At 64.2% G+C, this 21704-nt stretch carries 20 protein-coding genes; 4 read left to right on the top strand and 16 right to left on the bottom strand.

What is annotated here, in order from left to right:
• Positions 1 to 219: 219 nt before the first annotated feature.
• From ACPDIT_RS03500 to ACPDIT_RS03490, 3 genes are all read right to left on the bottom strand, one after another.
• The gene (locus ACPDIT_RS03500) at positions 220 to 2919 is read right to left on the bottom strand and encodes an MMPL family transporter (protein WP_423441592.1); all 2700 of its coding nucleotides are present in this window, start codon (positions 2917 to 2919) and stop codon (positions 220 to 222) included.
• 99 nt (positions 2920 to 3018) lie between these two features.
• Positions 3019 to 3747: a YebC/PmpR family DNA-binding transcriptional regulator gene (locus tag ACPDIT_RS03495; RefSeq protein ID WP_423441590.1), complete on the bottom strand. Its 729-nt coding sequence runs from the start codon at positions 3745 to 3747 to the stop codon at positions 3019 to 3021.
• Between the two features lie 12 nt (positions 3748 to 3759).
• Positions 3760 to 4182: a YbjQ family protein gene (locus tag ACPDIT_RS03490; RefSeq protein ID WP_423441588.1), complete on the bottom strand. Its 423-nt coding sequence runs from the start codon at positions 4180 to 4182 to the stop codon at positions 3760 to 3762.
• A 227-nt stretch (positions 4183 to 4409) separates the two neighbouring features.
• On the opposite strand from ACPDIT_RS03490, the gene mqnC reads away from it, so the two are divergent.
• Both mqnC and ACPDIT_RS03480 read left to right on the top strand, forming a co-directional pair.
• A complete protein-coding gene (mqnC, locus tag ACPDIT_RS03485) occupies positions 4410 to 5549 on the top strand; it encodes a cyclic dehypoxanthinyl futalosine synthase (protein WP_423441587.1) in 1140 nt (379 codons plus the stop codon).
• 43 nt (positions 5550 to 5592) lie between these two features.
• Complete coding sequence (locus tag ACPDIT_RS03480; RefSeq protein ID WP_423441585.1) at positions 5593 to 6096, top strand: tetratricopeptide repeat protein; 504 nt, start codon at positions 5593 to 5595, stop codon at positions 6094 to 6096.
• 23 nt (positions 6097 to 6119) lie between these two features.
• Here ACPDIT_RS03480 and ACPDIT_RS03475 read toward each other — a convergent pair whose 3' ends face one another.
• Positions 6120 to 6686, bottom strand: a complete 567-nt coding sequence (locus ACPDIT_RS03475; protein ID WP_423441583.1) for a hypothetical protein — start codon at positions 6684 to 6686, stop codon at positions 6120 to 6122.
• A 374-nt stretch (positions 6687 to 7060) separates the two neighbouring features.
• On the opposite strand from ACPDIT_RS03475, the gene ACPDIT_RS03470 reads away from it, so the two are divergent.
• Positions 7061 to 8179 (top strand): NUDIX domain-containing protein, encoded by a 1119-nt coding sequence (locus ACPDIT_RS03470; protein WP_423441581.1) that lies wholly within the window; start codon positions 7061 to 7063, stop codon positions 8177 to 8179.
• 13 nt (positions 8180 to 8192) lie between these two features.
• The gene (folB, locus tag ACPDIT_RS03465) at positions 8193 to 8564 is read left to right on the top strand and encodes a dihydroneopterin aldolase (RefSeq protein WP_423441579.1); all 372 of its coding nucleotides are present in this window, start codon (positions 8193 to 8195) and stop codon (positions 8562 to 8564) included.
• Here the strand turns inward: folB and ACPDIT_RS03460 are convergent.
• From ACPDIT_RS03460 to ACPDIT_RS03405, 12 genes are all read right to left on the bottom strand, one after another.
• On the bottom strand, positions 8552 to 9004 hold the full coding sequence (locus tag ACPDIT_RS03460) for a CBS domain-containing protein (protein WP_423441578.1): 453 nt from the start codon (positions 9002 to 9004) through the stop codon (positions 8552 to 8554). The two genes, folB and ACPDIT_RS03460, sit on opposite strands and share 13 nt — an antisense overlap.
• Positions 9005 to 9335: 331 nt before the next feature.
• Positions 9336 to 11312, bottom strand: coding sequence for an Rne/Rng family ribonuclease (locus tag ACPDIT_RS03455; protein ID WP_423441576.1), 1977 nt, complete (start codon positions 11310 to 11312; stop codon positions 9336 to 9338).
• Positions 11309 to 12523 (bottom strand): rod shape-determining protein RodA, encoded by a 1215-nt coding sequence (gene rodA, locus ACPDIT_RS03450; RefSeq protein ID WP_423441574.1) that lies wholly within the window; start codon positions 12521 to 12523, stop codon positions 11309 to 11311. The genes ACPDIT_RS03455 and rodA overlap by 4 nt, the downstream gene beginning before the upstream one ends.
• The gene (locus ACPDIT_RS03445) at positions 12520 to 14532 is read right to left on the bottom strand and encodes a penicillin-binding transpeptidase domain-containing protein (protein WP_423441572.1); all 2013 of its coding nucleotides are present in this window, start codon (positions 14530 to 14532) and stop codon (positions 12520 to 12522) included. The genes rodA and ACPDIT_RS03445 overlap by 4 nt, the downstream gene beginning before the upstream one ends.
• A 3-nt stretch (positions 14533 to 14535) precedes the next feature.
• Positions 14536 to 15090 (bottom strand): hypothetical protein, encoded by a 555-nt coding sequence (locus tag ACPDIT_RS03440; protein ID WP_423441570.1) that lies wholly within the window; start codon positions 15088 to 15090, stop codon positions 14536 to 14538.
• Between the two features lie 91 nt (positions 15091 to 15181).
• Positions 15182 to 15991 (bottom strand): rod shape-determining protein MreC, encoded by an 810-nt coding sequence (mreC, locus tag ACPDIT_RS03435; protein ID WP_423441569.1) that lies wholly within the window; start codon positions 15989 to 15991, stop codon positions 15182 to 15184.
• Between the two features lie 43 nt (positions 15992 to 16034).
• Positions 16035 to 17057: a rod shape-determining protein gene (locus ACPDIT_RS03430; RefSeq protein WP_423441567.1), complete on the bottom strand. Its 1023-nt coding sequence runs from the start codon at positions 17055 to 17057 to the stop codon at positions 16035 to 16037.
• Between the two features lie 1391 nt (positions 17058 to 18448).
• A complete protein-coding gene (locus tag ACPDIT_RS03425) occupies positions 18449 to 18745 on the bottom strand; it encodes a hypothetical protein (protein ID WP_423441565.1) in 297 nt (98 codons plus the stop codon).
• Positions 18746 to 19050: 305 nt separating this feature from the next.
• Positions 19051 to 19212, bottom strand: coding sequence for a hypothetical protein (locus ACPDIT_RS03420; RefSeq protein ID WP_423441563.1), 162 nt, complete (start codon positions 19210 to 19212; stop codon positions 19051 to 19053).
• The gene (locus ACPDIT_RS03415) at positions 19209 to 19559 is read right to left on the bottom strand and encodes a hypothetical protein (protein ID WP_423441561.1); all 351 of its coding nucleotides are present in this window, start codon (positions 19557 to 19559) and stop codon (positions 19209 to 19211) included. Before ACPDIT_RS03415 ends, ACPDIT_RS03420 begins: the two co-directional genes overlap by 4 nt.
• Positions 19560 to 19602: 43 nt before the next feature.
• Positions 19603 to 19992, bottom strand: coding sequence for a hypothetical protein (locus ACPDIT_RS03410; RefSeq protein WP_423441560.1), 390 nt, complete (start codon positions 19990 to 19992; stop codon positions 19603 to 19605).
• A gap of 535 nt (positions 19993 to 20527) precedes the next feature.
• On the bottom strand, positions 20528 to 21673 hold the full coding sequence (locus tag ACPDIT_RS03405) for an RHS repeat domain-containing protein (RefSeq protein ID WP_423441558.1): 1146 nt from the start codon (positions 21671 to 21673) through the stop codon (positions 20528 to 20530).
• Positions 21674 to 21704 lie beyond the last annotated feature (31 nt).

The following is a 21704-nucleotide window of genomic DNA, read 5'->3' as shown; positions in this document are numbered from 1 at the left end:
GGCACGCAACGTCCGGCCGGTGGGTCGGGGAGGAACTTGCGGACCGGGGTCGGTCCCCTTGACAAACCGCCTCGGCGTTGCGGCGCTCAAGACATCCTCTCGGTGCATCAGCCGCAACCGGTGGGCGAATGCCAGCCCGAGAGTCGGTGCCTTGCAGATTCCCGGGCACACTTCGGCAAGTCCGCGTCGCCGCAGTGGCGGGCTCGAAGCGGCAGGCCTTTACCGGCCGCGGGAGGAGCCGGGCCCGGCCAGCAACACGAGTAACGCGGGCAACACGGCCAGTCCGGCCACCATGCACGCCGTAACCCCGGTGCTCATCACAAAGCCCAGGCTGGCGATGCCCTGGTGATCCGCCAGCATCAGACTGCCGAAGCCGGCCACGGTGGTCAGCCCGGAAACCAAGACGGCCTTGCCGGTGCTTTTGGCCAGCAGACCTGGTTCCTGCTCCTCGGCGAAGCGATTGAGGATGTGAATGCCGTTGGTGACGCCGATGCCCACGACCAGGGGCAGGGTCATGATGTTGGCCGGATTGAACGGCACCTCACGCCATCCCATCCAGCCTGTCATCCAGAGCATGCCCAGGCCCACGGGCAGCAGCGCCAGCACCACCGCCAGCGGACTGCGGAAGTGCCATGCCACCAGCACCGTAATGGCCGCCAACGCATACCAGGCCGCCGTTTCGTAGCTTTGTTTGAGCAGCGTGGTGTACTCGTAAAGTTGCACGGGGGTTCCGGTGGCGTCCGGATCCACCGTGCGCAGTTGCCGAACGAATTGCTCCTGAGGTTGCCGCTGCCAGACGTCGTCCTTCGGAAACACCTGCAAGAGCAACTTTCCGCTTTTGCCCACGAACCGTTCCCTCAGGGCGGGAGGCAAATCATCCAGTTGCATCGGGCCGGAGGGATCTTGTTCCTGCAGGGCCCGGAAGGTCTGTTGCAAATCGGTGAAGAAGGCGCGTTGATAGAGGCCGAGTTTGCGGGCGCGGTCGGATTCGGGGCCCAGCGATTCATCGAGCATTGCCCGCCGCGTGTCGATCACGGTGTGGCGCAGGCGTTCGAGTTGAGACGCCAGGGCCGGATCGTTCGTGCCGACGTTTTCCAGGGCCAGACCGAGATAGCCGGACAAGCCCCAGAGGGTCCGGCTCAACTCGCCCAGCGCCACGGGGGTTGCATCCGGCGGGTTCAGCCGCACCGTGGCGGCCAGCTCGCGAATCTGGCAAATGAGGTTGGACTTGGGCCCCGGTTCTGCCGCCAGGAGAGGTGCCAAGCTTTCCACACTGGCCACGGCGGGCAACTGTTCCAGCTGCGCCTGGAGTCGCTGCGCTTCCGGCAGGGAGTCGGCAATCACGACTCCGTAGAGGAGCGAGCGACCGGCGGATTCGATCAGTTTTTTTTCGAAGACGACCGCGGGCAGGCTCTGGCTTTGCAGATTGAGCAGGTTGTAGTCGAACGGGACGCGGAGGGCCTGTCCGGCGGCCGCCACCGTCAGGAGCCCGCTGATGCCCAGGACGGTCCGGGGCCGCCTCAGCCAGAGTTGCTCGATGCGGGCCCGCACCGGTGGACGTACCGAGGTTTCATCCCAAAGGTTTTGGCGACCGGCCAACAGCAGTGCCGGCAAAAAGGTCAGCGTCGTCACCAGACAAATGAGCATGCCGCCGCCGCAGATCCAGCCCATCTCCTGAATGCCTTTGAACTGCGTCAGGCTCATCGCCAGGAATCCTCCCGCGGTGGTCAGGGCCCCGGTGCAAATGCCCTGGCCGGTGTTGACCATGGCGCGTTCGAGGGCCTGGACGCGGCCATGGCCCATCCGGAGTTCCTCCTCGTACCGTGTGACCAGGTGAATCCCGAAATCGATGGCCAGACCGACCAGGATCGGCACGAAGGTGATCGTGAGAATGTTGAGGTGCCCGACGGTGGCGGTGGCGAAGGCCAGGGTGTGGGCCACGCCGATCAGGAGCGTGGCCATGGCTTTCAAGGGGCGGCCCGTTTCGCGATAGCCCGCAATGAAGAGGGCCGCGCACAGCACCAGGGCCCAGACGCTGGCCTGCGTGGTGTCGCGTCGGGCCTGACGCATTTCGTCGTGCTCGAGCACGGTTTCGCCCGTGACGCCCACATTGACTCCGGGCACCTCCCGGCGGGTTTCCTCCACCAGCTGCCGCAGACGATCGATGGCTTCGACCTCTTTTTGTACGGAGGGCGGGTGGGTGGTCACCAGAAACAGGCGGCCCCCGTTGTAGGCCAGGTACTCGGCGTGCACGGCTTCTTCGCCGGCATTGAACAAAGCCGACACACCGGGGGAGGGCGGCAGGCCGGGGCGATGCAACGAGGCGGCCGCCTGGGACAGGATGCGTTCCAGCGCCGGCAGGGCCTCCAGCAACGCCTGCTGTTGTTCGGGGGCCGCGTTGCGCGAGGTCCGGAACCACGTGTTCACCTGGTCGAAGAGCGACACTAGGTTGGTGGCGCCGGCCAGGGACCGCAGAAACGGCTGATAGGCCTGCAACTGATCGCGCAGGGATTGCAGCTGGCTCTCCGACAGCAGATGAAGGGCTTTGTTGCCCAGCAGCTTGAGATCGCCCTTGTAAAAGACGCGGGGAAACAGCTCGGGCTCCCGCTCCAGCCGCGCGGCGAGGCGTTCGACGAACTGGCGATTGGCCTCGGCATCGTCGCTCTCCACCACCACCACCAGGTCGTCGGGCTTGGGGAACTCTTCGCGGAATCGCAGGAAGTTCTGGTGGTAGCGGAGTTGTTTGCCGACCAGGTTGCCGCGGCTGGTGTCGAACTGCAGATGCTGAACGGTGTACAGTACGCCCGCCGCGGCCAGCACCAGATGCGCGAGGAGAAACCAGCGGGGTTGGCGACAGACGGCGCCGGCCAACCGGTGCAAGAGCGAGGGCAGCCAGCGGTCCAGCCGCAGCGTCTTCATGGCCGGCAAAAACAGCGCAGGGCCCCGCGCCGCGGGTCCGAGCCGGAGCCGGGAGGGCGGGTCACCGGGCCGACGGGCATGAGGGGGAGAACCGGCGCTTTAGTTGAGGAACTCGGCGTTGGAATAGACCTCCTTGACGTCGTCGTGATCCTCCAGCGCCTCGATCAGGCGATTGACCGCGGCGATCGCTTCCGGATCCCGCAGGGGCACCGTGGTGATCGGCAGCTCGGTCACCTCGGCCACTTCGCATTTGATGCCGCGCTGTTCCAGGGCCCGGTGCACCGCCTCGAATTTCGAGGGTTCGGTGATGATTTCGTAGCCCTGTTCATCGGCCCGGAAATCCTCGGCCCCGGCTTCCAGCGCGATCTCCATGAGGGTGTCTTCCTGGGCGTTTTCCCGGGCCACGATGATCTGGCCCTTGCGCTGGAACAGGTGGCTGACGGCGCCGGTGGTGGCCATGGAACCGCCATTGCGCGTGACCAGACTGCGGATTTCGGCGGCAGTCCGGTTGCGGTTGTCCGTGCTCACCGGCACCAGCAGGGCCACGCCGTGGGGGGCGTAGATCTCGTAGGTGATCTCCTCATAGTTGCCCGATTCGGCGCTGCCCGTGGCCTTGGCGATGGCCCGCTCGATGTTCTCCTTGGGCATGTTGGCGGACCGACACTTCAACAGCACCATCCGCAGTCGGGGATTCATCTCGGGATCGCCGCCCCCCTGTCGGGCGGCGATCATGATCTCCCGCGCCAGTTTGGAGAACAATTTGCCCTTCTTGGCGTCCAGGGCGCCTTTGAAGTGCTTGACCTTTGCCCATTTACTGTGTCCAGCCATAGGCGTAACAATCTAATCCCGTTGCCCTCGGTTTTGCCAGTCGCACGATCCGCCGGTCAACGACGACGACGGAGTGCCGGTCACCGGCTCCACGCGCACCGCCGTCCCGTAGCACAGCACCTCTGTCACGCCCGAACCCAGCTCGGTGGCATCGTAGCGAACGCCAATCACAGCGTTGGCTCCCAACTGCCCCGCGTGGGCCAGCATCTGATCGAAGGCCTCTTGCCGGGCCCGCTCGCACAACCGGGTGTACAGCGTAATGTTGCCCCCAATCAGGGTCTGCAGACTGGCGCCCAGATTTCCGAACAGGCTTCGAGACCGGACCACAATGCCTCGCACCACTCCGTAGTTTTGGACCACCCGGTACCCGGGCAGTTCGAACGCCGTGGTCGTCATGGCATGGGTCTCACTCATGGTGCGCCCATTGAACATCATCCGCTCTCCGGAAGAAAGCACGTTCCCACGCAAAGCGGCCCGGCGCATTGCCCCCTGCACGGTGCCCTCGGCCGGGCCGCGCGGATGCGGGACCCGGTCCCCCAACCCCTCCGTGCCCGGAGGCCCGTCCGGCGTGCCCACGCTTCCCCGAACGCCCCGCTGCGGGACCGAGGGTGGCCAAGATGCGCGTTGCGCCCGGCGGGCGCACGGCTACATTCGAGCCTGGCATGGACGCGACCCCATTGGACACGTTGCTGCAGAAGGTCTGGAACGGCGAGCGCATCCAGCCCGAGGAGGCCCGGCGGCTTTACGACTTGCCGCTGCCGGAACTGGGGATGCTGGCCGACCGACGACGCCAACTGGCCAAGGCCCGGGCCTACGAGGGCCGCGGCGCCCAAATCGTCACCTACATCATCGACCGCAACATCAATTACACCAACGTCTGCAACGTGTACTGCAAGTTTTGCGCCTTCTATCGGACCACACGGGATCCGGACGCGTACGTGATCAGCTTCGAAGAGCTGGATCGCAAAATCGAGGAAACCCTGGCCCTCGGGGGCACGCAGATCCTGTTGCAGGGAGGCCATCACCCCGGATTGTCCAAGCAGTGGTACCTGGACATGCTCCATCACATCCACAGCCGCTTCCCGCAAATCAACATCCACGGATTCAGCCCGCCGGAATTCATTCACTTTCAGAAGGTCTTCGAGGAGCCGGTCGAACAGATCCTGCGGGATTTCCGAGCTGCGGGACTGGGTTCGATCCCCGGCGGGGGGGCGGAGATTTTGGTGGACCGCGTCCGCCGGCGCATCGCCCCGCTCAAAGCCACGGCGGAAGAATGGCTGCACGTGATGGAGACAGCCCACCGACTCGGCCTGTGTTCGACCGCCACGATGATGTTCGGTCATGTCGAGACGGTGGAGGATCGCATCGAACATCTGGAACGCCTGCGCTCGTTGCAGGACCGGTCCCTGCAACGGGCGGGCAACGCCCGTGCCACCGGCCCCGGGGCCCCCACCGGCGGATACTTCACGGCGTTCATCGGATGGACCTTTCAGCCGGAAAACACCAGGCTGCGATTGCCCCGGGCCGGGGCCCAGGAGTACCTGCGCACCCAGGCACTGGCGCGGATTTACCTCGACAACTTTGAGAATGTGCAGAGCTCCTGGGTCACCCAGGGGCCCGAGATTGGCCAGTTGGGTCTGCGTTTCGGCGCCAACGACCTGGGCAGCATCATGATCGAAGAAAACGTGGTGCGCCAGGCCGGGGCGGCCTTCCGGATGACCGTGGCGGACATGCACCGGTTGATCCGGGACCTGGGCTATGAACCGCGCCAGCGCGACAACTGGTATCGGTTGGTCAACTGAGCCGCATCACTCGCCTTTCCCTGCCGGCGTGCACGCAGACCGCATGGACGAGCTGGACTATCCCGACCGGCACCGGCTCACGGCGGCCCTGGGTTGGATGGAACTGGGCCGCCTCGAAGAGGCCGAACAGGAACTGCTGCCGCTGCTTCATCAGCCTCAGCCGCACCCGGATGTGCTGGAGTTGCATTGGGCCATCCTGGCCGCCCAACAACGGTGGGACGAGGCGGTGCAAACCGCCGAAGCGCTGGTGCAACGGGCCCCCGATCGGCCGAGCGGCTGGCTGCACCGGGCCTACGCGTTGCGTCGAGCGCGCCAGGGCGGACTCGAACGCGCCTGGGAAGCGCTGCTCCCGGCGGCCGAGCGATTCCCGCGGGAGGTCCTCGTCGCTTATAACCTGTCCTGTTACGCCTGCCAGATGCACCGGCTGGACGAGGCGCGGCATTGGCTGCGACGGGCATGGGCGATCGGAGATCCGGCCGAGCTCAAGCGCATGGCCCTGCAAGATCCGGACCTGGCGCAACTTCACGCAGAGATCGAACGTTGGTAGATGCTCCCGTCCGCCTTGCCCGCTCACCCGCGGGCCGGGTACCCGTTCCGAAACGCCCACAACGTTACCATGGTGAACGGCGCCAACACCGCGGCCAGAGTTGCCTCGGCCACTCGGCCCCAACATGCCCCCAGCCAGAGGAGGTTCCAACCCACCCACAGCAGAAACGCCCCGACCGGAGGCAACGAGGGCACGGGCCGTTTGTCCAGCAGTGCCGGCACCGCCCCCGCCAGGGCCAACAGATGCGCCAGCCACAACCCGGGCAACCAATCGAAGACAATGCCCTCCCACGCGCAGCGCGGCTGGCTCCACTCGTAGGCTCCCCACACGCGTCGGCAGAACAAATCAATGGCTGTCTGCGGGATCAACGCCAGGGTTGCTGCCACCAGCCAGAGTCGGAGGCCAGGATTCGAGCCCGCCCGGGCCCGGGCCAGGAGCCATTGAGCAGCGAACCGGGCCGACAAAAGACTCAAAGGCCAGGCCACGAGCACCAGCCCGGTCAGCTTCTTGGCCGCCACTGGCCCATCCAAGATTTTGCTGCCGAGGGGCCAGCCTCGGGCGCGATTCCACGTTTCCACACCCCAACCCACGGCTGCCATCACCAAAGCGGCGAGCAGTAGGTTCTGCAGCGGCAGCCAACCTCGTGAGGGCGTTCTGCCGGTCTCTGTGCTTTCGGGATCGTTTCCCATCGATAGCGACGCCCGTCACTTTGACGGGTGACACGGCCGAACGGCAACGGCGGAATCAAGGCTGTCGTCGGGCCGACCACGGCGGCTGTTGGCGAAAGTCCCCGGGGTGCCCTTTCCTGCAACGGCGCCCGGCACTCCAAGCCCTGTCGTGGCAACCAGGCCGGCTTGCGGCGGGGGCCCCGGCACACGACTCGGTCTCCGGCTTCCGCCACGAGGGAGCGGGGTGCGCTCGACCGAGGTTGTCTCGGTCCGAGCAGCGGCATTAGACTCGCTGCGTGATTCGGAACGTGATTTTGGACTGGTCGGGCACGCTGGTGGACGATCTGGAGGCGGTGTGGGAGGCGACGAATCATGTGCTGCGCCGGGCGGGCCGTTCGGAGATGGATTTGGAGACGTTTCGGGCCGAGTTCTGTCTGCCCTTTGTGCGGTTTTATGAGCGGCACGTGCCGGAGGTCCCGCTGGCACAACTGGAGCGTTGGTTTCACGAGCATTTCGGCCGGGCTCAGGAGCGTGTCGTGGCCCTGCCCCATGCGCGGGAGTTCCTGAGGTTTTGTCGCGAGGCCGGGCTGCGCACGTTCGTCTTGAGCACGGTCAAGCGCGAGTACTTCGAGGTGCAGGCGCGGCAGACGGGCCTGGAGCGCTGGCTGGACGCGGCCTACGTCGAGGCCTGGGACAAGCGTCTGTGGATTGGTCGGCTCTTGTCGGAGCAGCAAGCCGCTGCCGGGGAGACGCTCTTCGTGGGGGACATGCAACACGACATCGAGACCGCCCGGCATGGGGGCGTGGGGGCCTGTGCGGTTCTGACCGGTTACAACACGCTCCCCCAGCTGCAGGCGGCGAAGCCGGATCTCATCGTGGAACATCTGGGAGAATTGGAAGAGTACCTGGAGCTCTTCCAGTTTGCCTGGCCGCCACCGGCGGCATTTTCAGCCGCCCGCGGGCCCGTGGTGACGGTGGGGGCGGCAGTGTTCAATGAGCGGGACGAGGTCCTGCTGGTGCGCACGGCCAAGTGGTCCGGCCGCTGGGGCATCCCCGGCGGCAAGGTGCGGCGGCAGGAGCGTTGCGAGGAGGCGTTGCGCCGCGAACTGCGCGAGGAGACCGGCCTGGAGGTGAGCGGGATCCGGCTCGTGGGGGTGCAGGACTGCATTCGGCCGGAGGAGTTCTATCGGCCCGCTCACTTCGTGCTGCTTTGTTACACGTGTCGTGTGGTCGGCCGGCCGCAAGTGCGGTTGAACGGGGAAAGCCAGGCCTGGAAATGGTTGCCCCTGCAAGCGGCTCTGGAGGAGGATCTCAACGAACCTTCCCGGCGTTTGTTGCAAGCGCTGTGGCAACGAAGCACGGCCGACGCGGACCCCATGGACCGTTCCCCCTTGGCAGAAGGCTTGGCGCTTTGAAAGGGAACCGTGCATGGCCACGATTACGGTCACAGACCTGGAGGTTTTTTATCGTGTAGGCGTCACTGAGGCGGAACGCGCGCACCCGCAACGGCTGTTGTTGACGGTCGAGTTGGAGGTGGACGAATCCGCCGCCGCGGCCACGGATGACCTGGCCAATACCATCGACTACTACGAATTGACGCGGCAGCTGATCCGGTTTGGAGAGGGTCGGAACTGGCGGCTGCTGGAGCGGCTGGCCGCCGAGATCGCCGACTTCATCCTGACGCGCTACCGTCCGCTGGCCGTAACCGTGGAGGTGAAAAAGTTCGTACTGCCCGAGGCCCGGCATGTCTCGGTGCGGGTCGGCCGCCGCGGTCCGGCCGCTCCGGTTCAGCCGGGATAACCCCCTGCAATGTAGGTCTCCAGTTGCCGGATGGTCTGGCTCTGCTGATTGATGACCCAGTTGACCAGATCGCCGATGGAGACAATGCCCACGACTTTTTGATTGTCCAACACGGGCAGATGCCGGATGCGATGCTCGGTCATCAGGCGCAGTCCGTCCTCCACCGAGTGCTGCGGGCTGACGCAGATCACACGGTCGGAGAGAATCTCCCGCACGCGCGTCTCCTTGGAGGAACGGCCGCGCAGGGCGACCTTTCGGGTGTAATCGCGCTCGGAGAAGATTCCCACCAGCCGGTCCCCGTCCATCACCAGCAGAGCCCCGACGTTTTTCTCGGCCAGCCGCTGGATGGCCTCGAACACAGTGGCATCAGGCTCGATGGTCCAGACCTGGTGTCCCTTGTGATTGAGGATGTCGCCGATGGTGCCGGTGCACTGGATCATAGGCTGGTTCCGTGGTTGCGTGTGCTCGTGTTCGGGGGCTTGCCGCGGACGGACTCGCACTCCGCGGGCGGCCCACACGCTCAATCTAGTCCAGACCGCAAGGGCTGCCCACGAAAAAGTTCGTGAATTGGAAGGTACGAGCGGCCATCCCAAGGGCCCGCCCCCATGCCCTGCCCTCCGTCGGGCTGCCGTTCACGGCAACCGGTCCGACCGACCACCGGCCTCGGCCGGCTCGGGACCGACAGGGCAAAAGACGGGCCGGCCCGCGGCCCGGGGGTCTCGCGGGCCGCGGGCGCCCCGGCTCAAAGAAGTCGGCCGGGGATCGTCCGCTTCAGGACTGTTGCGGTGGCGTGATGTGGGCCAGTTCCTCGTTGGTCAGCGCGTTGAACACGCGGAATTCCTCCAGGTGCAACGAGGGATCGGCGCGGAAAGTAAGTTTTCCAAAGTAGCGTTTTTCGAGCTCGATGAGGAGCTTTTCGTCCTCGGTTCGCAACCGTTCCAGCACCTTGGGGTGGACCAGGATGCGCAACTGGAAGTCGGACTCGTCGCGGGGGCGACGCCGAAGGATTTCGGTCAGTTTGCGCTGGATTTCCACGCTCATGCTGAGGGCGCTCTTGACCTTGCCCCGGCCGCGGCAGTAGGGGCAGTCGTCGTAAATGGCCGCCTGAACGCTCTCGGTGTGACGCTGGCGGGTCATCTCCATGAGACCGAGCTGCGAGATGGGCAGGACGTGCGTTTTGGCGCGGTCCCGTTTGAGGCCCTCCTTGATCCGCTGGTAGACCGCCTGCTGGTCGCGCCGCGATTTCATGTCGATGAAATCCAGGACGATCAGCCCGCCCATGTTGCGAAGGCGCAGCTGCCGGACGATCTCGTCGGCGGCTTCGAGATTGGTGCGCAGAATGGTGGATTCTTGGTCCTTGCCGCCGAGCTTGTGACGGCCGGTGTTCACGTCGATGGCCACCAGGGCCTCGGTTTCGTCCACGACAATGTACCCCCCGCTCTTCAGGTGCACCACGCGGGCGAAGGCGGTCTCCAACTGCTTGGTGATGCCGAACCGATCGAAGATGGGCACCGGATCGGTGTAGAGTTTGACCTTGTTGACGGAGCGCCGCGAGATCCGGCCGATGAGTTCGCGGATGCGCTGCTCGGCCTTGGGGCAGTCCACCACGATGCGTTCCACATCGTCGGTCAGAAAGTCCCGCACGGTCCGCTCGATGAGGTCGGGCTCCTGGAACACGCAGGAGGGCGTGGGTTGGGTCTTGCAGCGTTCCTCGATTTGACGCCATTCCTCCAGCAACCAGGCCAGGTCCCGCACAAAGTATCGCTTTTGCTGGCCCTCGCCGGCGGTGCGCATGATCACGCCCATGCCCTCCGGGATGTTCAGCTCCCGCAGGATCTTCTTGAGTCGCTGACGTTCCTGGGGATTCTCGATCTTGCGCGAGATGCCGCTCTGATCGGCGTGCGGGAGCAGCACGAGGAACCGGCCCGGCAACACCAGATTGGTGGTCACGCGGGGGCCCTTGTTGCCGATGGGGCCCTTGGTGACCTGGACGATGATCTCGCTGCCGGGCGGATACAGACGCGGCACGTCCTTCTGGGTGATGCGCGGGCGTTCCCGTTTGCGACCCTCGCGCTCGACGATTTCGACCCCGCTGTCGAAGGGGTTCGGGATGATGTCCCAGTAGTGGAGGAAGGCGTTCTTTTCAAAGCCAATGTCCACGAAAGCCGCCTTCAGTCCGTCCTCGAGGTTGCGCACCCGGCCCTTGAAGATGCTGCCCACGAGCCGTTCCTCGGTATTGCGCTCGATGTTGAATTCCTCGAGCTGACCGTTTTCCAGCACGGCCACACGGGTCTCCAGGGCCTCGACGTTGATGATGATTTCCTTGTGGACCTTGGGCGCCGGCTTGATGAGGCGCTGCACCTTCTCGACGATCTTCCCGGCCACGGCCCGAATCGAATCGAGGATCCCCTGCGGCGGGGGCTCCACCGGGATGGGTTCATATTCTTTCTCCTCTTCGACCTGTTCGGGCACTTCGGGATGAGGCTCGCGAAATTCGCCGCCCAACGGTTTGGGTTCGGCCGGGGCCGGTTCCCCTTCTGGGGGCAGGCCATAGGCCAGGTTTTGGGCCCGTTCAATTTCCTGTTCGTGGCGTCGGTCGAAGACCCGTTCCGGTTCCGCTCCCGGCGTCGTGGCGGCCGCCCGGGCCTCCTGCGCCTCGGCCTGGGCCTTGGGCGAAACGGCTCCCAACCCGCCGGAGGGACGGAAACGCAAACTGCGGCGCCGACGTGAAAAACTGCGGTCACTCATGGTCCGTATCCTTTGCGATGGAGATAGACGTTCTGCAACAAGCCCGCCGCGATCAACGAGGTCACCACTGAAGACCCGCCGTACGAAAGCAGCGGCAGTGGCACGCCCGTCACGGGCATGAGCCGGATGTTCATGCCGATATTGAGGAAGACCTGGCTGAACAGGAGCGTTACAACACCCACTGCCATCAGCCGTCCCAGGCGATCGCGTGCCTGGCGGGCGATGTGCATTCCACGCAGCAACACCACCCCGTACAGCGTGAGCACCGTCACGCTGCCGATAAAACCCTTCTCCTCGGCAATCACGGAGAAGATAAAGTCGTTGTGCGCCGCCGTGCGCGGCAGAAATCCCAGGGCAATCTGGGTGCCCTGGCCCCAGCCCTTGCCCCACCAGCCCCCGGAACCCACCGCGATCAGGGCCTGGCGCACCTGATAGGATCGGGCTTCCTGCAAGGCACGGGCCCGCTGGCGCTCCTCCGGAGTGGCATCCGGCGGGGCAAAGTCCCGGCCGAAATACACAAGCAACCGTTGCCGCTGGTACTCCTCCAGCCGGATTTGCCAGGCCGGCGGGGCAAAGAGCACGTTCAAAACCAGCAGACCACCCACGAGCACGCAACCCGCCACCAACCGCTGGATATAGCGACGCGGCACCCCCGCCGCCAACAACATGGCCAACGTGGGCGGTACCAGCAGGAGCGCCGAACCCAGGTCGGGTTCCTTCAGGATCAGCACAAAAGGCAGGGCCATCCAGCCGAGCGCCTTCCACAACACCTCGGGACGGCGCAACTCGTCGGCGGGCCGACTGAGAAAATGGGCGAGCATCACAATGAGCACCAGTTTGGCGAATTCCGAGGGCTGCACCTGGAAGGGGCCCAGATCGAGCCACCGCCGCGCGCCGTACCGCACGGCCCCGATTCCCGGTACCAGGACCAGGGCCAACACTCCCATCAGGCTCCAGTAGGCCACGGGGGCCCACCGGGCCAGAACGCTGTAATCCACCGAACTCAGGGCGACCGCAGCCGCCAGGCCCACCCCGTACCAGATCGCCTGTCGGAACCAGCTACGATCCCAGAGCGCCAGCTGGTTGTGTTCTTCCGCGGGCGCGGTGGCACTGGCCACGAACAGCAGCCCCAGCACCATCAGCCCGCCCACGGCCAGCCAGAGCGGCCAGTCCAGGCGCGGGTTGCGAGGTTGGAGCGCAAGGTCACTCATGGCAGGAACCGGGCGGCGAGTTCGACGGGTTCGTGTTGTGCCCGCTGTTGCAGGGCGCGAAAGACCTCGCGAGCCACCGGGGCGCACGTGGCGCCGCCACTGCCCCCGTCCTCCACCATGACCGCCAACGCGTACCGCGGTTGTTCATACGGAGCGAACCCGATGAACCACGTGGTATACCCGCGCAAACGTCCCTCGGCATCCATCATTTGCGCGGTGCCGGTCTTGCCGCACACACGGAACCCGGGGACCGCGGCAGCCCGACCCGTCCCCTCGGGGTCCTCGGTGTCGGCCAACATGGCTTCGTGCAAGACGCGCAAATGCTCGGGCCGCAGCGTCAGCCGGTCCCGCACCCGACCGGCCGGGAAACGCTGGGGCGCTCGGCCGGGGTGCAGTTCCGGCGGTTCCAACCGATCCACCAGGCGCGGCCACAAGACCCGCCCACCGTTGGCCAGGGCGGCCGTCACCACGGCCATTTGAAGAGGTGTGACCGCCACCGGCCCCTGGCCAATGCTGAGATTGGCTGTATCCCCATGGCGCCACGATGCGGATTGCACCTGCGCGAACGTGGGGAACACTCCGGCGGTTTCTTGGCGCGTGGGCAGGCCGAAGGGTTGGCCCAGGTGCAATTGCTGGCCCAGTTGTACCAGGCGCTCCAAAACGCCGGGTCGAAGTCCCCAATGGACGAAGTAGCTGTTGCTGGACCGAAGCAGGGCGCGGCGCAAATCGTAGTCGCCAGGAGGTGCGGTGTCCCGAATCTTTCGGTTCCCAACGTATATGCAGCCGCGGTCGGGGCGAGCCGGGTCGGGCATCACCGTAAAGCGTGAGGCAGGGTCCAACCCGCATTCCAATGCGGCCAGGGCCACCAACGGCTTGAGAATGGAGCCCGGAGGATAGTGCTCCTGGGTGGCCCGGTTGATCTGAGGCCGCAAAGTCTCGTCCATGAGCCGGCGATATTCCCCGGGCGGAAATCCCGAGATGAAATGGTTCGGATTGGGCGCGGGCAGGGACACCATGGCCAGGACATCGCCGCTGTGCACATCCATTACGACCACGGCCCCCCGGACGTTGGCGCCCACGCGCAGCAGCGCCTGCTCGGCCGCCTGTTGAATCCGAAGGTCCAACGTCAACACCACGTGCCAGCCGGGCTCCGTCGGATTCCACACCTGTTCGGCCTGCTTGTATCCGAGGTGGTTGACCAGGACCGATTTGGCCCCTGCGCGCCCCCGCAATACCGCATCGTACCCGGCTTCGATCCCCACAACCCCGCGAAAATCCGGCATCCGATACGAGTAATCCGCGTCCTCCCCCTCCCAGGACCGGTCGTCCCGGGTCAGGTAGCCAACCAGATGCGCTGCGGTGGCCTGGTAGGGATACACGCGCAACGACTGCACATCCAGATCCGCTCCGGGGGGCAGCATCGGATACTCGGCCAAACGAGCGACCTGGTCGGCACGAAGGTTCATGAGCACCGGAAACGGCAGAGCCCGCTGGGTGAGGAAGTGCCGGCGAAAACGCTCTGCATCGAACGGAATCTCGTGATGCAGAATGCCACTGAGCTGATGAATCGCGTTGCTCACCACCCGGGTTCGTGCCTGCCATTCCAGGAGCTCGATTTGGTCCCTCGACAACCGCACCGACTGGGTCACCACGCTCGAACCGCCCACCCATCCGGCCCAGGCCACGTTGCGTCGTACGACGCGCACCGGGCGCAGCCGCTGGTACTCGGCCCGGAACTCTCGACTCAACTCCTCCAGGTACAGGCTCAGAGTGAACGCCGGCCGGCTGTCGGCCAGCACCACGCCATGCCGGTCCAGGATCTTGCCGCGCACGGCCGGAACACGCACGGTACGGATGGCCTGAACCTCGAGTTGGCTCTGGTAGGTGTGTCGAGACGCAATCTGGACCCACCACAGCCCCCCCAGCAGCACCCCCAGACCGGTCAGCATTCCCCGGGTCAGCCACCGCAGGCTTTGATCCTCGCGCAGGATGGGGTCCAGGATCTGCATGGTTCAAAAGCGCCCCCGTCGGATCTCCCGGTCGGGTCGAAATGCGCCCGGACCGACTGGGGAAGGGGCGAACCAGCTCTGCATGCGGCCGAACAGACGAAAGATCACCGGAGTGACTGCCGCACTCCAGGCGCTCAGCACCAGCCATTGCCAGAGACTGCCCCAGCCCAGGAGGGGCTCCCGCCCCAAGCTCAGCAGCAACACCACCGTCAGGGCGGGCACCGCCGCCCCTGCCCACGCTCCCAAAACCGCCTGGGCGAACAGTTGGTCGCGCAACACCAGTTCGCGCCGGAAATGCAGCAACAGCCCCACCGCCAGAAGCGGCAAACACGACACCCCCGGCGGGTTGGCCGAGAGAGTGTCGATCGTCAGTCCGCCAAAGGTGGCCAGGAGCACGACATTCACCAGGTTTGTCTGCAACGCGGCATGGACCATCAGGGCCGGCACAACGTCGGGTTGCACTCCCAGCCAGGGGCGCAAACCGTCCAGAGCAGCTTGGAGAAACAGTGCCAACCAGGCCACGAGAAGCGTGGCGACCACCTGAAACGAGCTCAGCATGACGAGGACATCGTTCTCCGGCGGGGCCGGCGGGTCCGGGTTGGAATGGGACGTTCGAATCGAACGATTCTGACGCAACAGGTTCTCGGTTTCATGGCCACAAGACCCAGACTTCGTGCAGGGCGTGCAATGGCGCCGCCAGTTTCACCCGGGCTTCCAGATACAGTCCGTTTTCCACCGGGCGCACATCCACCACGGTGCCGATGGGAATGCCTTTCGGGAACAAGCCGCCGAGGCCGCTGGTGACGACCCCCTGGCCGGGGCGAACCACCGCGGCCCGCGGCAGGTAGCTGAGGAGGACCAGGTCGGGGTCCAGAGGCCCCGCGGGAATGATCAGTCCGGTGTCCCCGGTTCCGTTGAGCACCTGGGCCGAGACCCGGCAGTTGGGATCTCCCACCAGCACGACCCGCGCATGAAACGGCCCCACCTCGGCCGTTCGACCCACCAGGCCTTCGGGCGTGAGGACGGGCAAGCCGGTGTGGACGCCGTGGCGACTGCCCAGGTCGATGGTCAGCGACCGCCACCACGGGGTGGGATCGCGCAACGTCACCCGCGCCAACCGGAGCCGATCCCTCCAGGGGGACTGTTCCTGCCAGCCCAACAGGCGGCGCAGTCGGGCGTTTTCCCGGGCCCATTCGGCCGCCTGCAGGGCCTCCAACCGCAGTTGTTGGTTTTCGCGGCGCAGCTGCTCGTTTTGGCGCAACAGCTCCCGGCGGCTGAGGAGCATTCCGGTGGCATCGGGAACGGCCTGCTGCGCGGCCCCGGCCAGCCCGAGCAACGGCAGGTAAAGCGCGCTCCAGCCAACCTTGAATCGGGCCGCCCATTCCTCGGGCAGGCTCAGCAAAGCCAGGCTGAGCCCGGCCACCAAGCCGAGCGCCACCGAGTGCGATCGCTTCCACATGCCGTTCCTTCGTCGCACGGTTCCGTCACCGAGCGCGAGGAACTCACCCGGAATGCGTGACGCGTTTGAGAAATTCCAGATGCTGCAGGACTCGACCCGTGCCCTCCGCCACGGCACTGAGGGGGTCTTCGGCCACGTGCACCGGCAGGCCGGTCTCCTCGGCCACCAGCCGGTCAATGCCTCGCAGCAAGGAACCGCCCCCCGCCATCACAATGCCCCGGTCCACCAGGTCACCCGCCAGCTCGGGCGGACAACGCTCCAGGGTGAGCCGGATGGATTCCAGTATGGCGTTCAGCGGTTCGCGCAGGGCCTCCCGAATCTCTTCCGAGCGGATGGTCAAGGTCTTGGGCAATCCGGTGCTCAAATCGCGTCCCTTGACTTCCATGGTCAGTTCCTGTTCCAGCGGGTAGGCCGAACCGATTCGGATCTTGATCTCCTCCGCTGTGCGCTCGCCGATCAACAGGTTGTAGGCGCGCTTCATGTGCGCAATGATCGTCTCGTCCATTTCATCGCCGCCCACCCGAAGGCTGCGACTGAAGACGATGCCCGCCAGCGAGATGATGGCGATCTCACAAGTGCCACCCCCGATGTCCACAATCATGTTGCCGGCCGGCTCGTCCACCGGGAGGCCCACCCCGATGGCCGAGGCCATCGGCTGCTCGATCAGGTACACCTCCCGGGCCCCGGCGTGCATGGCCGAGTCCTTCACCGCCCGTCTCTCCACCTCGGTAATCCCCGACGGCACGGCCACCACCACCCGCGGCGCAATCAGCTTGCGGTGATGCACCTGCTGAATGAAATGCCGCAACATGGCCTCGGTGATCTCAAAATCGGCAATCACACCGTCCTTCATGGGGCGAATGGCCACAATGTTGCCCGGCGTGCGCCCGAGCATCCGCTTGGCCTTCTCCCCCACCGCCAGGACATTCGTGGTCCCGGCCTCGATTGCCACCACCGACGGCTCGCGCAACACAATGCCGCGGTCACGCACGTAAACGAGGGAATTGGCTGTGCCCAGGTCGATCCCGATGTCGTTGGAGAACAGACTTTTCAGTTGCGCAAACATGAAATGTCGCCCACTGGGGTCCAACCTAGGGTTGCGCCTCCGGCGGGGTCAAGAGGATTAACGTTCAAAAACCTGCTCCGGACCATCAAGGCCGCTGTTCTCCAGCCCGGCACACGCCCCCGGGCATCGTCCCGGCACTCAACCGGGTCCACCGCTCGCCTTGTCCCGATTCGACCCGCGAAGTGCCGCTCCCCTGTCCGGTTCGCCCCGGACTTTGCTGAACGCATGCTCCATGCGCCGTCTCAGGTACGTCCCTGCCTTCATACGCCAGCGCTGCGCCACCGGCCATCGTTGGAACGATTCCCACTTGACCGAATCGGGGTCCCATCGGTGCGAACGGATCCCGCCGCTGCAGAGCCCTCGAGGGTCGCCCGTGACTGCTGGCCCGCAATGCAGTCGCTGGCACTCCGGAGACCCGGGATCTGACTCCTTCTACCCTGGGGCGGAGCCGTCTGGAGCGCGCGATGGAAACGGGCTTCCCACCCGCGCGCGGCAAGGGCCGGGGTGCCGACGGGTTCGCGGAAACCCTGGCGGAGTCGTTACCTCCGCGCCGTCGCAGGATGCAGCTTCGGCGCTCGCGTCCCCGGCTCGGACCGTTGCCAGAGCGTTCCCACCGGGCCGGCTCCTATCCGCAAGAAAGGGCAGGAACACCCCGCAGGCCTCGACCCTGCCCGAGAAATCCGCAGCTCCCTCGGGTCGGTCGTTTCTCCGACCTGCCCCACACCCCCACCGACCATTCCCTTCGGGTCCAGTTGCCAAGGTCCGGCCCCGCAGCTCCTGTCCACTGCGAGGCCACCGGCGGTGGGGAACGGCCCGCGGTGGCCGCCTTCCACCGGACCGGTATCCGCCTGACCGTGCTCAGCCCCGCCCGGATCCGGCCCTTCGCCCGGGCCCGGGCCAGCAGGCCCAAACTGACCGCTTGGACACCGCCGTCCCCGAACTCCTCAAACGAACACAGCGCACCTGGATTCGGCATTATGCGCCGGGGAGAGGTTCGGGACCCGGACCGGGCGGTCTGGAGGATCGGGACCGCGCAGGGTATTATTGCCGGCCTTGGAGTCCAAGGTTGGATGGCCCCATCGTCCACAAGTGGGTAAGGGTTTTCTTCTCCCCTTTCCCTGGTGAAGGCGCGGCCGATCCGGCACCCAAGGGCCGGGCTGAAGGAACGATACTCGTAAAAGGCCAACCCAGTGGCCGGGTGGATGCGTTCGGTGCTGAACCAGAAGGGCGTGAAGAGAGCGGCGGGCCGGGGGCGCGCAAGGGCTCGCCGAAGAAACCGTATTCACACCGCGCGGTCTCCGTGCTGGTGGAAGCAGAGACCAACTGCCAGACGTTCGCGTTGCCGTCGCAGGCGCAGAAGTGTGTGCCCGCATTCGATCCGGCGTGCCGCGTCAGCCACGGCAAGCCGCGTACGCCGCCAACGCCCATTGGCGCGTCGGGCATGAACCCACCCGTGGGTCGGATCGGCTCTCGAGCTTCACCGACCGATTCCCAGCGTCCCACGTGCAGGTCCGCCGCCCATTGCTGGTCAGATTCCCATCCGCGTCGTACGTAAAGGCTTCCGGCGTCTTGGGCACAAACACCTTGCCCGTGATGTTGCTGACCACGTATTGGCCAGAACCAACCGGCAGCACCGCCACATTCGTGATCCCCAGCCAGACGGGATTGGCCGAATTGTCCACCGCCAACTCCGCCCGGAAATAAGATGGGTCGGGTTCGTGTTCACCGACACGCTGGCTGCATTCGTCGCCTCACCGAAAATGATTATGTAGCCAGGGAATGTCTTGCTGCCAGGTTGGCTGACAGATCTCGTCGTGCGCTGACGAACAGTTCAAGTTCAATCTGATGTCGGTTAACACATTTCTCCCCCACTCTGCCGCGAAGACGCAGTGCCGGGGCTGTGCGGCAGGCGCGGGTGGCCGACTTGCTCACCGCGGCCTGAGCGGTGCTAAATTCTTTCACACCACTTAGGGGGACAGCCGAGGCGATTTGCTTATTGACCAACCAGATTCTTCACCGCGTTCAGCAACCACGTTCCGAACTTTCCGAACAGAAGCAAACAGACCACGAGCACAATGATAAACGCTTCAACGGCAATAGCTGGTCGCAAACCAAAAAAGCGTTTCCAATTGCTCTCGGGTGGTTGGTTTTTCATGCGCCGCCCTTCTTGCCAGTGCAGATGACAACAAGCTCGTCGTGGCAATCGCCGTTTTGGTCCTTCCAGAGATGCAATCGAACTGTGCCAGGCCCATTGCAATACGTTTCGATAGTGGCAGTGATTACAGCACTGAAGTGCGCGAGGATCGCCGTTGGCGTCCGAATGTAAGCCTCCTGACCTCGCTTAAACGCACAAACAGAATAAATCCTGACGCCAAATTCGATAGCGACTGACCCTGCAATGATGATGACGACGGGGGCGGCTGGAACTACTCTGCCATCCGGGTCGTACTTGTTGACCGGATCGTTAAGTGCAAAGCGGTAGAGGTTGTTTTCTTCCTGCAAGTTGAAGGGCTGAACCCGGCGCGTGAAAAGCTGGAAGCCCGGTTCATAAATGGGGTCTCTGTTTGGCCACCACCCCCGTGCTGGGCGAGTAAACGCGGTATTCGTACAGGACCAGGTCGATTGTGTCGTGCGTCCGCTTGGTTGAGAAACGGAAGAGGTTTTCTCTGGCCATCGGGCCAGTGAGCCGAATCGGCTCGCCAAACGGACCGTATTCGGAGCGGCCGGTCTCGGTGCCGGTGCTGGCGGAAAACAATTGCCCTGCGTTGCCGTTGCCGTCGCAGGTCACAAAATGCGTCCCCGGAGGCGGACCGCAGGCCAGCTGCACCCACAGCCATCCACCAACACCGCCTGTACCGCCAATTGTGGCATTTAGGTCCAAGCCCCAGGCGTAGGTGGACACGAGCGAGTTGTTGGCGCCGATCAATCCAGCCATGTGCTTATGAGAAAGAATCATTGGTTCTCAGAAAGAACCGCTATATATTAGAACTGGTTGTTCCAGTTATACATGAGCGATGTGTTGTTGGTAGTCTCAGTCAGGAACCCCCTCTTCGCATTGCGCCATTGGCCATGAACATGCGTTATACACGGAGGAAACTAATGGGCGGTAAGAATACGCAGTAATGACCCATAGGCAATACATACCACCAGCGGCAACAGGTATACAAAAACGCGCGCCCAAAGCCTAGACAAGATACCGGTCGCACTCCCAATGACATGCACCCCAATATCGACGGCGATGTAACAAGCTATTAAGCCGCCAATAGGAGAGAAGCGCCCCTCTGGATACTCACCGAAGCTCAATCCCGCAATGATCAATAGTTGGATAACAACTGTTACGAGTAACGTCTCTCGCGCCTGCTGTCGTGGAAGCCGCACACGCAGACTCTGCATTGTTATGGAATGTGAATGCTCTGTCCGTGTTACCTGACAACCTTGATTGTTCGTACGCTTAATATCCATGTGCTTCTTTACTGCTCCAGTAGGACCGATTCACTACCACCCATGGTCTCGTTCGCACAATTCTCCCCTCCCACGATCCAACAGCAATGATTAGCTAACTCGTGGATGAGAAGCGCAGCTATGCCGGCGGATCGATAACCGGTAAGGTTCGCAGGACATAGGCCAATCCCAAAACCCGGATAGGTCCACGCCAAGCCGCCAAAAAGACATACCAATGTGCATTTCCCATGGCACCGCACCGGATACTCCTCACCATGGGATCCATGGTCCCGAAACCATTTCGCACATTCCCCTTTCTGGATTGCACGATTCGCCAAAGCTATCGCACTCTCTACCGCCGAAAGTCCCTTGCAACTCTTCCCTGTGGATAAAGTAGGCGGATCCTGGTGCGGTGTGGCAGTATAGCACTTTCGGTACCACTGACCACACAATGGACATGTGGTTGCAGTGAAGCGACCGTCAGTGTCAACGTAATCCAAGAGGTCATTGGCGGGGAATCTGAAAAGATGGCTTCCCCCACCCTCGTAGCGTGGAGCGGGGCTCACCCACCGGCCGAGACCCGGGCTGCAGGCGCGGTATTCATAAAGGACCGGATGGGTCGTTTTACACGTGCGCCTGGTGGAGAAACGGAAGGGATGCTCTTTGGACATCGGCCCAGTGACACGAATCGGTTCGCCAATGGGCGCGTATTCGTACCGCGTCGCCTCCGTGCCGGTGCTGGCGGACACCAACTGCCACACGTTCCCGTTGCCATCGTAGGTCACAAAATGCGTCCCCGAGGCAGGACCGCTGGTCATTCGAGCCCAGAGCAGACTGCCCACGCCACCGGCACCGTCCATCGTCCCGCTCAGATCCAAACCCCACACGTAGCTGCGCACCAGCGCGTTGTTCGTCGCGTTCAGCTCCACAATGTGCCGGCCGAACAGCATTGGATCGCTCACGAATTTCAGGTCTTCCGTCACCACCCAGACCCCGTTGCTCAATACATAGCTTGTTTGCCTCGTGCGCCGGCCCAATGCATCGTACGTACAGTCCACCCGACGCCAACCGGCCCGATCGCTCGCCCCACAGATCATCCCCCGCAGCAGCCGGTTCTCAGCATCCCAACTGTACATCCGGGGCCCCAGCGGAACAAGTTTCGCGTTACCCGCCATGGACCAAGGCGGCGCATTTCGGGTTTTCCGA

This window comes from Limisphaera sp. VF-2, from assembly GCF_049537125.1.
In the GTDB taxonomy this organism is placed as follows: Bacteria; Verrucomicrobiota; Verrucomicrobiia; order Limisphaerales; family Limisphaeraceae; genus Limisphaera.
Note: the sequence above shows the minus strand (reverse complement) of the source record. Positions and strands in the feature narration are given on the sequence as shown.